Origin of the sequence: Gilliamella sp. App2-1 (assembly GCF_001690255.1) — a bacterium.
Classification (GTDB): domain Bacteria; phylum Pseudomonadota; class Gammaproteobacteria; order Enterobacterales; family Orbaceae; genus Gilliamella; species Gilliamella apicola_G.
This window is the reverse complement of sequence record NZ_LZGR01000047.1, coordinates 1-16,781: the sequence shown is the minus strand read 5'-3', so window position 1 is coordinate 16,781 and position 16,781 is coordinate 1. Positions and strand designations below refer to the sequence as shown.

Annotated in this window: 19 protein-coding genes; 1 reads left to right on the top strand and 18 read right to left on the bottom strand. The window is 34.2% G+C overall.

Translation table 11 applies throughout. From position 1 onward, the window contains the following. Positions 1-54: 54 nt before the first annotated feature. From A9G22_RS06215 to A9G22_RS06200, 5 genes are all read right to left on the bottom strand, one after another. A complete protein-coding gene (locus A9G22_RS06215) occupies positions 55-1,245 on the bottom strand; it encodes an ABC transporter permease (protein WP_065587272.1) in 1,191 nt (396 codons plus the stop codon). Further along, entirely contained in the window at positions 1,242-2,402 is a 1,161-nt protein-coding gene (locus A9G22_RS06210) for an ABC transporter permease (protein ID WP_065587271.1), read from the bottom strand. The genes A9G22_RS06215 and A9G22_RS06210 overlap by 4 nt, the downstream gene beginning before the upstream one ends. A 42-nt stretch (positions 2,403-2,444) precedes the next feature. Beyond that, complete coding sequence (locus A9G22_RS06205) at positions 2,445-3,422, bottom strand: HlyD family secretion protein (RefSeq protein ID WP_065587270.1); 978 nt, start codon at positions 3,420-3,422, stop codon at positions 2,445-2,447. A 501-nt stretch (positions 3,423-3,923) separates the two neighbouring features. Further along, positions 3,924-4,058 carry a hypothetical protein gene (locus A9G22_RS11650; RefSeq protein WP_255306902.1) on the bottom strand — a complete coding sequence of 45 codons (135 nt, stop codon included), beginning with the start codon at positions 4,056-4,058 and terminating at the stop codon, positions 3,924-3,926. A gap of 84 nt (positions 4,059-4,142) precedes the next feature. Further along, a complete protein-coding gene (locus tag A9G22_RS06200; RefSeq protein WP_065587269.1) occupies positions 4,143-4,460 on the bottom strand; it encodes a hypothetical protein in 318 nt (105 codons plus the stop codon). 120 nt (positions 4,461-4,580) lie between these two features. On the opposite strand from A9G22_RS06200, the gene A9G22_RS06195 reads away from it, so the two are divergent. After that, complete coding sequence (locus tag A9G22_RS06195) at positions 4,581-5,450, top strand: IS3 family transposase (protein WP_065587268.1); 870 nt, start codon at positions 4,581-4,583, stop codon at positions 5,448-5,450. A 2-nt stretch (positions 5,451-5,452) separates the two neighbouring features. Here A9G22_RS06195 and A9G22_RS06190 read toward each other — a convergent pair whose 3' ends face one another. From A9G22_RS06190 to A9G22_RS11105, 13 genes are all read right to left on the bottom strand, one after another. Continuing rightward, entirely contained in the window at positions 5,453-5,638 is a 186-nt protein-coding gene (locus A9G22_RS06190) for a hypothetical protein (RefSeq protein WP_065587267.1), read from the bottom strand. Positions 5,639-5,780: 142 nt separating this feature from the next. Beyond that, on the bottom strand, positions 5,781-6,215 hold the full coding sequence (locus A9G22_RS06185) for a hypothetical protein (RefSeq protein WP_065587266.1): 435 nt from the start codon (positions 6,213-6,215) through the stop codon (positions 5,781-5,783). Then, positions 6,190-6,576: a M15 family metallopeptidase gene (locus A9G22_RS11830; protein ID WP_442899742.1), complete on the bottom strand. Its 387-nt coding sequence runs from the start codon at positions 6,574-6,576 to the stop codon at positions 6,190-6,192. Before A9G22_RS11830 ends, A9G22_RS06185 begins: the two co-directional genes overlap by 26 nt. Before the next feature lie 5 nt (positions 6,577-6,581). Next, positions 6,582-6,881: a hypothetical protein gene (locus tag A9G22_RS06180; RefSeq protein ID WP_141669994.1), complete on the bottom strand. Its 300-nt coding sequence runs from the start codon at positions 6,879-6,881 to the stop codon at positions 6,582-6,584. Positions 6,882-7,091: 210 nt separating this feature from the next. Further along, on the bottom strand, positions 7,092-7,748 hold the full coding sequence (locus A9G22_RS06175; RefSeq protein WP_065587264.1) for a hypothetical protein: 657 nt from the start codon (positions 7,746-7,748) through the stop codon (positions 7,092-7,094). 26 nt (positions 7,749-7,774) lie between these two features. Further along, entirely contained in the window at positions 7,775-8,182 is a 408-nt protein-coding gene (locus tag A9G22_RS06170) for a hypothetical protein (RefSeq protein ID WP_065587263.1), read from the bottom strand. 293 nt (positions 8,183-8,475) lie between these two features. Continuing rightward, positions 8,476-8,922, bottom strand: coding sequence for a hypothetical protein (locus A9G22_RS06165; RefSeq protein WP_065587262.1), 447 nt, complete (start codon positions 8,920-8,922; stop codon positions 8,476-8,478). 103 nt (positions 8,923-9,025) lie between these two features. Continuing rightward, positions 9,026-9,985, bottom strand: coding sequence for a hypothetical protein (locus A9G22_RS06160; RefSeq protein WP_065587261.1), 960 nt, complete (start codon positions 9,983-9,985; stop codon positions 9,026-9,028). Between the two features lie 3 nt (positions 9,986-9,988). After that, positions 9,989-11,605, bottom strand: coding sequence for a hypothetical protein (locus tag A9G22_RS06155; protein WP_141669993.1), 1,617 nt, complete (start codon positions 11,603-11,605; stop codon positions 9,989-9,991). Positions 11,606-11,923: 318 nt separating this feature from the next. Further along, positions 11,924-12,985 (bottom strand): hypothetical protein, encoded by a 1,062-nt coding sequence (locus A9G22_RS06150; RefSeq protein WP_141669992.1) that lies wholly within the window; start codon positions 12,983-12,985, stop codon positions 11,924-11,926. Positions 12,986-12,990: 5 nt separating this feature from the next. Then, positions 12,991-14,319, bottom strand: coding sequence for a M23 family metallopeptidase (locus A9G22_RS06145; protein WP_065587258.1), 1,329 nt, complete (start codon positions 14,317-14,319; stop codon positions 12,991-12,993). A gap of 79 nt (positions 14,320-14,398) precedes the next feature. Continuing rightward, positions 14,399-15,202, bottom strand: coding sequence for a hypothetical protein (locus A9G22_RS06140; protein ID WP_075508526.1), 804 nt, complete (start codon positions 15,200-15,202; stop codon positions 14,399-14,401). A 14-nt stretch (positions 15,203-15,216) separates the two neighbouring features. Continuing rightward, positions 15,217-16,781, bottom strand: a 1,565-nt coding sequence (locus A9G22_RS11105; RefSeq protein ID WP_141669991.1) for a M23 family metallopeptidase, incomplete at its 5' end; no start/stop codon positions are given.

Sequence of the window (16,781 nt, the reverse complement as noted above, 5' to 3'; positions counted from 1 at the left end):
TGAAACAATCCTATTTTAAGTTCAATTAGTTATGATAAATATAACAACCCTATTTTAATTTGCTACATTAACATGTGCAGACGTTGCCTTTTGAATGTCGCGTTTCTCAAGAATGAATGCAATACCAAAATAGATAATCGTTAATATCCATAAATGCCAATATTGTGGACTAAATTCAGAAAAGCGGGCTCCCATTTGATTAATTTTTACCGAACCTACTATAGCAGGTACCGCTGGGAATATATCGCCAATCAAGTGAAACAAAGGAGGCATTAATTCTTTTGGCCAAGAAAGCCCTGTAACAAAAAATATCACCATACTTGACGGTATAATTAAGCAAAACACATCACTCACCGTATGGACAAAATGTGATATAACTTTACCTAATAATGCCGTAGAAAAAATAAAAGGAATAATAAACGACAACGAAACAACAAGATGACTTAGGCGTGGTAAATCATACCAATAATTCGCAAATACGGTATAAATAATAAAATAGATTAAATAGAGTACTAAATAAGTCAATAATTTACCAATTAGTAATAATAATGCAGAATATGCAGCATTATTCTGTTGATGAATAACATCTCTTTCAAAATCAGAATTTTTGCTAAATAAACGACATAAGGTGCTACCAATAAGTAGTGTTTGATATAAGATCAAAATAAAGGCGGCAGGAATAACATAGGTTGCATAGCCTGATTGAGGATTAAATAAACTTATCAACTGACTATTAAACGGTGAAACACTATTGGTTGCTACAGCTGGATCAACGCCTTGCGCTATTTTTCGCGAAATGGAAATTTTAGCGCCAAAATTGCTAGCAACAGTGTTAACTGCGGTGGCAACGTTACTGTAAATTAAAATATAGCTCGCATCACCATAATATGATATAGGACTCGTTTTGCCCTCTAAAATATGTTGTTGAAAACGATAGGGTATCAGCACTACCCCATAGATTTTACGCTCTTCAATCAATTTTTTAGCTGTCTGTAAATCCGCAATATGTAAGTTTATGTTAATGGATTTATTGGCATCAATTTGCCTGACTAACTCTCGGCTATAGTTGGTATTATCTTGGTCAATAACAGCGATAGGAACATCTCGTATCGCTTCATGTAAATAAGGCTGTGGATAAAAGAAGAAATAGATAAAAATTCCCACAAACATGACGCTGGCTATCGCTTTATTTTGGAAAATACGTTTTAGTTCTTCATAGGAAATTAATAATAAAGATTTAATCATATTAACCGCCTACGGATTTTTCGTAAATGAAGAGTAATAAGTAATGCCATAACGCTAAACTGGATCAATAAATAAACAAAGGGTTCTAACGAAGTCATCATATTTGGTGATCGCAATGTTTGATCAAGACGAATCTGTATATACCATGTCACAGGCAATAAAGCGCCCCAAATATAAGCAAAAGTATTCATTGCAAGACGAGGAAAAATCAGCCCAGTAAATCCAAAACTAGGAGAAGCGACTAAGCTTGCACTGCCATAAGCTTGTGCTAGGGTTGAGCCAGTTAAACCAAAAAAAATTCCGTACAAACAAGAAGTCAGTGTAAACCCGATACCACCAAGCATCAGCAATATAAAATGCCCATTTAATGGTAAATTAAAATAAGCGATTAAAACTGTATCAAATAAAATCAGACAAAATACAAAATAGAGAACATATGGAAGAATACGCCCTAATAAAAAGATAAAAATATTATGATTAGCGAGTTGTAAGATTTGCTGATAGCTCGTTGCAGCAAAGCGATCTCGAGTGACACTGGTAACCAATGCCATCATAATAATGATCTGCAAAATCGTGGGGATTAAACCATTAATTAAGGTATAAAGATAATTTAATGTAGGATTATATAAAGGATGTAAACTAGCTGGAATCGTTTGCATTTGACTTTGTGCTACCGGTGAAGCCATTCCTTTTTCTAATAATCCTTGCAGTACTATTTGGCTATTAGCTGTTTTCAATGCAGAGCTCATCGCCCGAAAAATAATCGTTCCCGCCGACATATACTGATTATTATAAAAAGCGACCACTTCTGGTTGATGCCCTGCGATAAGATCTTTTTCAAATTCTGGTTGAATAAAAAGCACGGCATAAACTTCCCCCTTGATCAACGCATGTTTGGCTGACGAAAGATCTTGATAACGTTCAGCGACTTGTAGCTGTGGTGAAGCTGCCACTTGTTGAATTAATGTACGCGATGATTTGGTTGTATCTTGATCAACAACAGCAATAGGTATCTGGGTAATTACGCCAGCATGATACATATAAAGAAATAAAAAAATGAATAATAAAGGATAGATGAAAACTAATAAAAACAAAAAACGTTGTTTAATTAATTTACGAAGTTCCCATCTAATCACTTCTAATAGCGAGTGAGACATCAGTGCCCTTTCCTTTTGTGTATAATCTCCATATTATTTATGTTAGTGAGATTGCCACTTTGTGGTAACACTCATCCCTGGACGAAGACCAGTCACCTTATTAATTGGTTTAGCACGCATTTCAAAAGTTTTTAAGTCAAAGTCACCCGTCGCTTTAGTCGCTTGCCAATTTGCATATTGACCTAAGGCATTTAATACGGTGACTTTTACATCAATAACTTGATTATTTAATGCCGGCACTTTAACTTGAAACGTATCACCGACTTTAAGATTTCCTAGCAAATCTTCACGAAGATTAAAAGTAAACCAAATATCATTTAAATCTATAATAGAATAAAGTGGCGTGCCTGGACTATACAGTTGTCCTGTTTCGGCTACTCGAGTTGTAATTTGACCACTAATAGGGGAAACTAAAGTTAATTCATTTATATCCGCTTTTACTTGTAACAACGCCGCTTCTGACTGTTCCACCTGCGCATCGGCTAATTTTTTCTGCTCTACACTACTACCATTTTCAGCTAATTCTAAATTAGCTTTAGCAGCTTCATAGGCCTTAATCGCCGCTTGGTATTGATTAAAAGATTCATCATAACTTTGCTTTGAAACCGTTCCATTTTTAGCTAAACGATTAATTCGTTCATAGCTTGTTTGTGCTAAAACTAAATCTGAATTCGCTTTATCTAACTGTGCCTTTTGCACATCAATGGTTTCTGGCCTAGTACTATAAGTATTATCACGGCTCGCCATTGTCACTTTTAATTGCGCTTCTGCCGTTGCAAGCTGCGCTAATAATGCTGGATTTGAAAGGGTAAGAAGCTCATCACCTTGTTTAACATTATCTCCAACATCATAATTAAATTGAACCACTCGCCCCTGCACTCTAGCTGCAACATCAACACGGCTAGATTCAACTTCACCTTGTAATATAATGGTGCTCTGCTGGTTCGCAAGATAGATAATAATAACCATAGCAATAACAGCAATGATCGCTACAATCAAAGAAAGACGTTTTTTATGCATAAATTGTGCTTATAAATGATTAGAGTAAAACTAGAATAAGATTATTGGCAATAATATAAAGGCAAATATTAAAATACGCAATAAAATATAGCGTTATATAGCTGTGATCTTTAAAAATCATTGGTGTTGAGCTAGTGATAAACAATTACTTATATATCCTTTAAAATCAATTTATTAAAATCTTTTTTCACTATTTATGATAATAAAAAATAGGCAAACACACCATCAATACTATTGTCTAATTCACCTTCTAAATTATTACACAATTTTGCATCATTCCAAGATCAATAACACTATCTAAAACAACATTCCTTGTAATTATACAATAAATAGTATAATTGATTTATATTTATAATAAAATTTCAAAAGCTCCTAAAAGAAACTCTGTAAAAATTCGTCATTAGTACAAATATTGACAAAAATATCATTTATATCCAATTGGTTACTATTTATATCGTTTAGCGCCTAATAAAGCCTTTCAGAGTAATAAATCATCAACTATTATTCGGTTACTCTCCTTTTTTTGTCACAATAATGGTAAGCACGCAAAGCAGCCTTGCCAAATAAAGATAAATTGGTATCAATCACTTGCAGTTCGGTAATTTTATCGGTAATAATTTGAAAATATTTATTCATTATAAACCTCGTTGTTAATTCATTTTGCCACTAAAGATATCACCAATCGAATAACCATTGACATTGATATATTCATACTGATTTTTAAATTGCTCTGCTAAGGCTTTTTTGGGCGACAGCATCGGATAATAGAGTGATTAGAGACTGTTTTTGCCGATTATAATCATCTATGATCAGTAATAAAGCATCATATTCGGATAATGAATTATCAGCAACATGTTCATGCGCCTTGTCCACTTGTTGCAGGGCAAAATCACGTAGGCAAGGCTGGGTAATACCGAGTTTATCTAACCCCGCCTCAATAAGTGCTTTTTGTTGTTGTTTTTCTTCTTCAAATAGCTCATCAATTTCGTTCCATTTGCTTAACGCTTCATCGGCATACCATTCGCTTTCATATTTCACCAGTAAATGCCCTATTAACTCCGCCGTCCAGCTTCTGCGTAATGGATCGGCTACACTAATTAGTACCAGTTTTATAAGGTCATTGTTATGATAAACTAAAAATAAAAGAAGGTAACAACAATGACAATCGATTCATCGCGAAGAGCAAAACGTAGCTTTACTAACGAGTTCAAAAAACAAATGGTCATGCTATATCAAAATGGTAAAAAACGTGCGGATATCGTCGCAGAGTATGATCTCACCAAATCAGCATTAGATAAGTGGATAACGCAGTACCAAACTACTGGCTCATTCATCGCAAAAATTTTTAATAATAATTATCGTGCTTATGGTACAAGGCGTCTGCAAGCAGAGCTGAGAAAGCAAGGCATAACCGTATCTCGACACCGAATAGGTCGAATCATGGCGAAAAATGGCTGGGTTTCGAAATACACCTGTAAAAAATATTGTATTCAGACAGAAAAAAGCCATGAATCACCAGTGGGGAATGAACTTAATCGAGAATTTGATATAGGTCAACCGCAAAAGATATTGGTGACCGATTTAACCTATGTAAGGGTTAAACAACGTTGGCACTACCTTTGCGTAATTGTTGATATCAGTAATCGAGAAATAGTGGGACGACGTGCTGGCAGGCATAAACCAGCGGCACTGGTCATGCAAGCTATGAGTCAAATTCCAATGAACTTACAGACGATTGAGTTGTTTCATTCTGATAGAGGAAAAGAGTTTGATAATCATTTGATTGATGAATGTTTAACAGCATTTGGAATTACACGGTCGTTAAGTCGCAAAGGCTGCCCCTATGATAACGCAATTGCAGAAAGCACATTTAAAGCAGTGAAAACAGAATTTGTGTCGAATACTATTTTTGATTCAATGGCGCAACTTAAATTGGAATTTAATCACTATGTGGATTGGTTTAATTATAATCGACTTCATTCAACATTAAATGACCACTCGCCGATTGAATACCAAAGAAATCGATGACCTTATCTTTTTGGTACTAAAAAGTGTGGACATACCATGTCAGATAATTCACCTATCGAGGCCTTTTCTTCTATCGTTTCAAACTCAGGCCAGTGCCATGGACTACGCCGTTTGATATGCGCTTGTGCATTGTCTTTTATATTCACCCAACCGTGTATCGGTAGTGTTTGCTCATCCAGTGCCGTCACTTGTACCTAGGTTGTGTTGTCCTTCTCTATCGCTATCAAGCCGTCATGCTCCAGTAAACTTCATTGATGCTCACTACTCGTTCTATGTTTGATTGTTATCTGATAAGTTTTACAACAAATCACGTATATTATTAATGATTCACTAAAAATCCCATGATAAACATTTTTGATTTTCATGAGCTTCACTTATTGCATCTGATAAAATTGATAAATCATCATTAGCATTTTTTTTATACATAGAATCAAGAGATACAGCAGAAATAATTTCTTTATTTTTAATAAAATATTTATTTTCAACAGTAAAAACGGTTTCAGATTTTAAATTTTCATCATGATAACCAATTGGTATATTGTAGTATTCAGTGTTTGATAATACTTCAAATAAATCTTTTCTTTTACTAACAACAATTTTTAAACGGTATGTTTCACCATAAATTCTAAGATTAAGTTGCTTTTCCATACAATTTAACACTGCACCTTCTGTCGCTTGTAAAGATTCAAGTGTTATCTCTTCAGCTTTTAATCCGAATGATACGCATAAAATGTTAATGCTAATCAAATATAATATACCCTTCATTATCTAATTCTCCTTTATTATATTTTTCTAATAATTCCGATGCTTTATAACCAAAAGTAATTTCAAAATGAGGATAATCTTTTTGTTTTTTCCAATTACCGCCCCAAGAAAAACCATTTCTTATACCTACAGAAGATATTCTGATTAGAACGTTTTCGTCCCAATTAACTTTCTTATCTTTGATCTCTATAACGTCTATTGCTAATCCATAATTATGGTAACTATATCCTCCTCTAACCCAAGTAACTATATTTCCAGATGTTGTACGCCCTTGCTCATAAAGGCGATTTTGTTCATCAATAGTTCTAAGTCCTGTCGTAACTCTTAATTGTATTCCAAATTGTTCTTCTACATCATTGATAAAATCTACCGCATTTTGACGAATTTCGGGATGTAATAACGCAATTCTAGAGTTTGTAACACTATCCCAAGTTTCAGTTTCTTATTTTCTGTAACATTAAAATAATCTATCATCGCCACGGGATGAATAAACCATGCCTTGCCGTCTGCGGATAGATTGGACAGTTTAGGGATATTGGCTTCGGTGTTTGCTGTTGGGTTTTGGGCTTGTGCCTGTGCCACTTGTTTCCACCACAGTGAGGGTTTAATGCGCTGTGCTTTTTCTAGTTGCCAGTTTGATTTGACATGTTTATGCGCTTCGTCCACCACGTCTAAGGCAAAATCACGGAGGTAAAGCTCGGTGATGCCAAGTTTATCTAATCCCGCTTCAATAAGTGCTTTTTGTTGTTGTTTTTCTTCTTCAAATAGCTCATCAATTTCGTTCCATTTGCTTAACGCTTCATCGAATATAATGACGATTGAGTTATAATACTGTGTAATTCCAACATAACTTAGATGATCAAAATATTTAAAAAATCATTTACATACATTTCTGTCTAGATTATTGTCAAAGTGACATTCGAAAAAGTCCTCTAATTTAAACTTTCCATTGGTACTGATTGAATATTTTTTCCAGAACTTAACTAATGAACCATCTTCATCAGAACCGTATTTTAAAATGTATATAAACTTATCTATGTAATAATATTGGGATTCTACATAAAAAGCATCATAATCATTTTTTATATAATAAATGGTTAGGCTATCATTTATTTGATCATTAATTTTTGTAAAAAGTTTAACTTCTGCAATAGTTACGCTTTCTAGACTAGATGGATTTATCTCTTTCACTTTTTCTAAATAAATATTAATACCATTTATTGGAGGCAAATATACTTTTTCATTTAATATTATTGGATTAATTATTTCGTCATAATCAAAAGTCATTTTTGATAATACACATCTTTTTCTTTCATATTCTATTTCCTCATTAGTTCCTCCATATGGATGCGCTATGGTACAAGAAGAATCTATCTTTTTCACAAAATCTTTTCTACTAATATGATTATCTCCTTGGTATGTTTCCATTTTACTAATTTGTGTTTTTTGTTCAGGGTTGCTATTGATTTTAGCTTCCGTACAACTAAAAGTAAAAATTAAAGAATGCATTAACATAAATAATTTTCTTTTCACAGATACTCATCCTTTTATATCAATAATTAATTTTCAATCTCTGTTATACAGTTAAAATCAAAATCGCCTGAGTGTAAATGAGTATTATGTAGAGCATCCTTGTTTACAGCATTAGATAATTTATAAAAATATGGATTAATTCCTATAAATCTTTCGTTAAAATGAAATTTTGCCATAGCGTTAATAATTTTTTGATCTTGATTAACATCTAATTTATATGAAGTATCAACACTTTTACCATTTACATGTTCTGCACTGGGAAAACAGGATGCTTCGTAAAAGCAACTTCCTGTCGTTGTCAATTCAAAACCTATCTCAGCAAGAGCACCTATAAAACCAGCTAAAGGACCAGGTCCAGTATATCTTCTTTTGGTATTACTGAACCGATATTTAATCGTAACAGAACCTTTTGTATAATTAATTTCATCTGGCATTCGAACTATTTCAATTTCTTCATCAAAAGCTTTGTATAATCGCCAAATTAATCCTCTGGTTGGATGTTTACCATACTCAGCAATATCTCCATTTGCATATTTAACTCTTTTCTGGGTATCCCCTTCATTGACATTTTCTTTATATTCAATAATATTAGTATCACTTCGATTCGGTGCACTTACTGTTACACCATTTCTTTTCTTTTTAGTTGTATGCCAATCTGCTATACATATTTCATGCTCATTATTATCTTTATCATGATAAACGTATTTATATTTTTGTTCATAACCTTTCAGTATTTCTTGTGTATATGTTTTTCAATTTTTCCGTCATGATAAATATGATAAGTAGCTATGCCTGCGCCTGAAAAATAATCCATCATCGCTACCGGATGAATAAACCATGCCTTGCCATCTGCGGATAGATTGGACAGTTTAGGGGTATTTGCTTCTGTGTTTGCTGTCGGGGTTTGGGCTTGTGCCTGTGCCACTTGTTTCCACCACAGTGATGGTTTAATGCGTTGCACTTTTTCAAGTTGCCAGTTTGATTTGACATGTTCATGCGCTTCGTCTACCACGTCTAAGGCAAAATCACGGAGGTAAGGCTCGGTGATGCCAAGTTTATCTAATCCCGCTTCGATAAGCTCTTTTTTCTGTTGTCTTTCTTCTTCAAACAGCTCATCAACTTCGTTCCATTTGCTTAACGCTTCATCGGCATACCATTCACTTTCATATTTCACCAGTAAATGCCCTATCAACTCCGCCGTCCAGCTTCTACGTAAACCTTTATTAATTAATATAATTACATATTACAAACTGTTTATTTGCTTTTTTAAATCAATATTATTTTGCTAACTCTATCTCAACGCGTTTTATTTCTTGCTTTAATTGTTTTATTTCACATAAAACTATGTCATCAAAATAGGGAAATAATTCATTGTTAATTAAAAACTCATTTTGGCTTAAACACAATTTATCCCGATTCTTTTTGAGTGGGGAAAATAAATTTTTCGTTGAATTGTTTTTTCGGGCAAGTTGTACCGTTTTCTGTTTTATTTGATCAAGATAATAAAAATAAACATCTTCTATATCGCAAAAATCTTCAGATTCGTCTTTTAAGCACTTTTCAAATTGTTCCTTTTTATAATATTTGTCTTGTTCTGGATCTGGTAAGATAGTGAAATTATCAGGATAAGTAACTTGATGACGAAAATCGTATATCTGAGCTAAATGAAATTTTAGATTTTTCACATCGATTTTATAATGTCTCCATCTTTGAGGACCGATTCCATCATCCATTTCTATTAAGGATAAAGTATAAATATCGCCACTTGGTGAGATATAAAAATATTGGTAACCAACTGAAAGTAAAGTTGTTTCATTTGTAAAATAATTAGCAAGGGTTATTCTATCTTTAATTTCATTATTTTTTATTAAAAATAAAATCAATTTAACACCAGAATAATAATCATCTTCTTGCTTGAAACTAAAATTTTCTTTACTTAATCGTAACGTTAAATCGTTTTTCTGATATATTACTGTTCTTTTATCAATCAAGTCATACACATTATCAAAATAAGAACTAAAATTATACAACTGACAACGGTTTCTTATTTCGGTTTGCTTTGAAACATCAAGTTCCTCAAAGTCTAAAGGCAGTGTACAATCTTTCCATAGTTTTTGCATATTTACTCTACTAAAAAATGAATTACCTCGGTATTTTTCTTCTATATCAAATGGTTGACTATAGCAGTATGCACTAACCAAAGAAAAAACAATACCGATATAAAAGGAATGCTTCATAATTTACTCCTTAATTTCTTCAATTTTAGTTAGTGAAAAGTCAGCATGAAAGTGAGAGTTATGTAAAGAACCACCGTCTACAACACCGGATAATTGTCTAAATTCTTTAAAATGAGAATGCTCTCCAACACGGATCTTATCAAAAAATAGTCGCATCGCATTTAAAAATGCTAAATCATCTTGATATTGTTGAGACGAATGAGAATAATAACCACCTTGGTTATTTTTTGACTTATACTCAAAGTCAATAGCCATACCATTAATATGTAATACACTTGGAAAACAAGAACCCCATTGAAATGCACTACCTGTAGTAGTAACAGTTTTATTATAAACAGCTATACTCCCCAACATGGCTGCAAACAAACCAGGATTGGCATAACGGCGCTTTGAATTATGGAAATTATATTCAATATTTAAATTACCATATTGTTTATTTAATGAATCAGGCATTCTTAGCAATTCCACTTCATTATTATTTACACCGAAAACGCGCCATGAGTTTGGATTTTTCGATTTCACGTTGTAATATCTGTCATGTTTACCCCATTCAGCAATTTCACCATTGGCATAAATAATTCGATATTTAGTATCTTCATCATTTACATCTGAAGCAATATCACTAGGACTCTTAGTCTTATAAAAAGTTTTGGGTTGATTAGGATTAAATGCTTTTCTAACTTTCTCTTTAATTCTGATATATTCCAAATCACAAACCTTATGCTTCTTATCTTGTCCATCGACAATGACATAGCGATACTTATTTTGATTCTCATCTTTAATAAATGATGGTATGTACTTTTGTATTCGACCATCTAAATAAATATAAAAAACAATAATATCTATTTTTTCTTCTTGAAAAGAATCCATCATCGCTACCGGATGAATAAACCATGCCTTGCCGTCTGCGGATAGATTGGACAGTTTAGGGGTATTTGCTTCTGTGTTTGCGGTCGGGTTTTGGGCTTGTGCCTGTGCCACTTGTTTCCACCACAGTGAGGGTTTGATGCGTTGCTCTTTTTCTATTTTCCAGTTTGATTTGACATGTTTATGCGCTTCGTCCACCACCTCTAAGGCAAAATCACGGAGGTAAGGCTCGGTGATGCCAAGTTTATCTAATCCCGCTTCAATAAGTGCTTTTTGTTGTTGTTTTTCTTCTTCAAACAGCTCATCAACTTCGTTCCATTTGCTTAACGCTTCATCGGCATACCATTCACTTTCATATTTCACCAGTAAATGCCCTATCAACTCCGCCGTCCAGCTTCGGCGTAATCCTTCCTTTAAATCCCTATCCGTAAAAGTCGGCGGCGGTAGGTCTTTTTTTCGTTGGGTTGAATAAATCAGTGTGCCGGTTAAGATTTGGTGTAATGCCCGCATCGCTGGGGTGTAATCGGCTAAATCTAATTTCGCCACTTTATTCTTGCCTATCTTGTCAGATAATTCACCCACCGTGGCTTTTTCTTCTATCGTGTCAAACCCAGGCCAGTGCCATGGACTACGCCGTTTGATATGCGCTTGCGCATTGTCTTTTATATTCACCCAACCGTGTATCGGTAGTGTTTGCTCATCCAGTGCCGTCACTTGTACCCAGGTTGTGTTTTCATCCTCTATCGCTATCAAGCCGTCATTCTCTAATGAAATTAGGGACACGGTACGAGGGTAACATACCGTATTACGTTTCTTTTCCTGTGGAGAAAGGTTGTCATCTAATGATAACGGAAAATTATGCCAATAACTTACGCTTGAATTGAGCTGCCCATCTTCGCCATTAAGGTGTAAGACTTTACTGGCGGCTATCCAGTACGGCTTCTTTTCAAGCCTAAAGCGAATCGTGAAAAAATCATCATCATTCGCAGGCTCAGAATAGACACTCGGTAACGTTGTATTTTGTCCCTTTCCGCCAAGAATGAGTTCAGCTACATAATTAGCTCCGTGCCATTAATAATCATCATAATCATTAGTATCAATATAATTTCGACAAGCTTTTATTTCTTTAGGTTTACATGCTCTTTGGTTTTTATATTCATAATGACCACTGTATTCATTTTGATATTCACCTGATTTATACAGACACTCAGTTTGTACCCGTTTATAGCGATTATTGCCTATGTATTGAAAATCATCGGTTAGCGATATATGATCATTTTCTTTTTTACCTGGGCAGGTTTTGTAGCTAGTGGCGGCTTTTTCTTCTAAATCAAAGAGAAATGCATTGCCTTCAAGATTTAATTTAACAAATTGTTGTTGTATCTTGTCATAACTGTAATATTCGGCTGTTCTATTAGGTCCATAAACTCTGTCTTTAATGAGATAAAAATCATTATTATCACCATCAAAATTATAATCAGCCCCAGTAACCATAATACTAACATAAGAATTAAATTTACACTCTTTTATTCCCGTAATAGTTTGAATAAGGCGACCATCATGTTTACTATAGATATTAATCCCCACAATCTCTACTTCTTCCTTTTTTTTCTTAGATATCATAACTTTAAAATAAAAGTCTTTGGTACTATGTTCCTGTAAAAATTCAATATTATTAAACTCTGCTTCACTCAATGGATGTTGCTCATTATATTTTTCATATTCAAATGTTTTTTGTAAATTTACCTTATCACCATTAAGGGTATAGCCTGTTAATTGTTGATAAGTTTCTGGTCCATAATTAAAAGTATGACTGTCAACATTTTCAATCACTATTTTATCTAATGAATTTACATCATTAGATTTAAATTTAGTTGGATAACTACTCTTTCTTATATAATCAAAATGCTTAATCTGATAATCTTTATTATCAATATAAACAGCAAAATCATATTCAAAATAAAATTCAGCTTTATTTTGACCAATGGTGCCTGTGTAAATACGATATAATTCTGCTTGGCTAATTGCCGGTATTAAGAATATTATAAGTAAAATAAGCTTGATATAATTCATCTTGTTATTCCTTAATTTATCTCTGTTTTGCTTTCGCTTCTTTCTTTTTGCTGGCATCATATTTTTTATCTCTTCTCTCTTCTCTCTTTTACTTTTGTCTGCTTAGCCTCATCTTTTGTCTGTAAATTAACGAAGAAGGCTGGATTAATTTTGTAGGCTAATCTATCCTTTTGTAGATTGCCTGTATGAGTTCGATTGCCATTTTTCTTCATAGCGATTTCAAAATGTAAATGAGGGTTACAAAGTCCTTTAGCATTACCGGTATCACCTGTATAGCCTATCAAATCGCCCGATTTAACCTTATCCCCGACTTTTAAGTCAGCATGTTTATCACTTAAATGACAATAACGTAAGAAAAAATGGTCAGCATTAATATTAAAATTATCGGCTTGGACTATCTCTTTTTTGTCTTTGTCAGTAAATTCAAGCGTATAGTCATTTCTTGAAGCGCGTAAATCATCACCTTTAACTTTAATGACCAGCACATTGCCATATCCACCTTCTTCTTTATATTGGACTATTTCACCATCTAAACAGGCATAACAAGGGGTATTTATATCCGCAAATAAATCTAATCCAGTATGAGCTTTAGCTCCCTGATTTCTTACATAACCAAAAGCACCATTCCAATAAAAATTACGACCGTTTGAACTAAAATACGTTCGTTGTGGATTGTCTAAAGGCTCATGCCAAAGTTTTGTTGTTTCAACTTTAAAATAATCCATCATCGCTACCGGATGAATAAACCATGCCTTGCCGTCTGCGGATAGATTGGACAGTTTAGGGATATTGGCATCAGTGTTTGCTGTTGGGTTTTGGGCTTGTGCCTGTGCCACTTGTTTCCACCACAGTGAGGGTTTAATGCGCTGTGCTTTTTCTAGTTGCCAGTTTGATTTGACATGTTCATGCGCTTCGTCTACCACGTCTAAGGCAAAATCACGGAGGTAAGGCTCGGTGATGCCCAGCTCATCTAATCCCGCTTCAATAAGTGCTTTTTGTTGTCGCTTTTCTTCTTCAAACAGCTCATCTATCTCATTCCATTTGCTTAACGCTTCATCGGCATACCATTCACTTTCATATTTCACCAGTAAATGCCCTATCAACTCCGCCGTCCAGCTTCGGCGTAATCCTTCTTTTAAATCCCTATCCGTAAAAGTCGGCGGCGGTAGGTCTTTTTTTCGTTGGGTTGAATAAATCAGTGTGCCGGTTAAGATTTGGTGTAATGCCCGCATCGCTGGGGTGTAATCGGCTAAATCTAATTTCGCCACTTTATTCTTGCCTATCTTGTCAGATAATTCACCTATCGAGGCCTTTTCTTCTATCGTTTCAAACCCAGGCCAGTGCCATAGACTACGTCGTTTGATATGCGCTTGTGCATTGTCTTTTATATTCACCCAACCGTGTATCGGTAGCGTTTGCTTATTGCCTGCGAGTAACCTTAACTCTCTAAAAGCTACTATTTTGTATTATTTCTTAATCTGGCGAAAATTTGGTTATTAATTTTGTTCTATTTTCTTGATTAACAAATGTGTAATAAGTCTCTCCACCATCAAAATATTGTACAATCTCTAGTTTATTTTTCCCTTTCCATTTATATTCAACTTCAACTCTCATATAATCATCTTCGTAAATATCCGAAAAATCTTTCCCCTGTTTGATTTTTTCCCTAAACTCATAAGTAGGATTAATACTCATTGCTTCATATACATCTAATATTGTCATATTTTTATAGAAACAAACTTTAGTTGTCTCCATCTCAAAATATTTTGTTTCAAGACAATTTTCATTACGTTTAAAATTATTTATTTTGTTTTCATCTGTAATAGCTAATTGCTTATAAAAAACTAAATGTTTATTATAAGGAATCATTAATTCATTATTATTAAGTAGTATGATAATCTCATAATTAAAGCCAATGCACCTTTCCGATAGATTAGAAGGCTCAATAAAATACAATCCATTAAACTTATTCAAAGATAGATCATATTTTTTTAAATCTTCATTATAATCCTCAAAGATATTAAGTTTAGTCAACTGATTATAGATACTTTCTTTATCCCCTTTGACTCTCTTAAAATTACAACCTAACACTTTAATTTTTTGTTCATTACCAACAATAAAATTATTTAAAATACTGGTTAACCATTTCTTTTCTTTATTTTCTACATTTATTTTATCTTTTATTAACAAATAATAATGATTATTTTTAATATCAGATGCATACGTAAAATAAGGCATTAAAAATAGTAAAGTAAATCCAAATAAAAAACTCTTCATTTTGCCACTCCTATTTATTGAGGATCTGTACCAAATGTAATGCGATACCCCTCTTTTAAAAGATCCAAAGGATCTAATAAATCTTCGCGTCTTTCATAAGGTTTATTCGCTTTATTACTTAATGGTTTTTTCAAATCTAATCCACTTTTACCGGAATAATATTCTAAATGTAACATGAAAATAATTTTTCCAGATAAAACCATTAATGGGGTGTCGTCATCATTTAGCAACTGACCAGTTTTTGCTAGTACAGTACCTTGCTTAACAAAATCGCCAACTTTGATGTTTGTAATACTTGACTTATCAACTTCACCATAACGAATAATGAATTCTCGTCCACTATTGGTATGATGCTTGACTGTTATCTGATGAGTTTTACAATAAAAATTTCTAATATCTAATACAACACCGTCACATACCGCGACAATCTCTGTATAAGGTTCTGTATATAAATCACGTGCCGCATGTTTCCTTTTTCCCCCACTACGATTCCACCCAAACATTGTTTGATTATCATTTTTAGTCCAATTAAAGTTTTTACCAAATTGCATATCAAAATTGTTTATTGGTTTTACTTTTAATGGGAAAATAATTTCAGCACTTCTAACATTAAAATAATCCACCATCGCCACCGGATGAATAAACCATGCCTTGCCGTCTGCGGATAGATTGGACAGTTTAGGGATATTGGCATCAGTGTTTGCGGTTGGGTTTTGTGCTTGTGCCTGTGCCACTTGTTTCCACCACAGTGACGGTTTAATGCGCTGTGCTTTTTCTAGTTGCCAGTTTGATTTGACATGTTTATGCGCTTCGTCCACCACCTCTAAGGCAAAATCACGGAGGTAAGGCTCGGTGATGCCTAGCTCATCTAATCCCGCTTCAATAATTGCTTTTTGTTGTTGTTTTTCTTCTTCAAATAGCTCATCAATTTCGTTCCATTTGCTTAACGCTTCATCGGCATACCATTCGCTTTCATATTTTACCAATAAATGCCCTATCAACTCCGCTGTCCAGCTTCGGCGTAATCCTTCCTTTAAATCCCTATCCGTAAAAGTCGGCGGCGGTAGGTCTTTTTTTCGTTGGGTTGAATATATCAGTGTGCCCGTTAAGATTTGATGTAATGCCCGCATCGCTGGCGTGTAATCGGCTAAATCTAATTTCGCCACTTTATTCTTGCCTATCTTGTCAGATAATTCACCTATCGAGGCCTTTTCTTCTATTGTTTCAAACCCAGGCCAGTGCCATGGACTACGCCGTTTGATATGAGCTTGTGCATTGTCTTTTATATTCACCCAACCATGTATCGGTAGCGTTTGCTCATCCAGTGCCGTCACTTGGGCCCATTTTGTGTTTTCATCCTCTATCGCTATCAAGCCATCATTCTCTAATGAAATTAGGGACACGGTACGAGGGTAACATACCGTATTACGTTTCTTTTCCTGTGGAGAAAGGGTGTCATCTAATGATAACGGAAAATCATGCCAATAACTTACGCTTGAATTGAGCTGCCCATCTTCGCCATTAAGGTGTAAGACTTTACTGGCGGCTATCCAGTACGGCTTGTTTTCAATCATAAAGC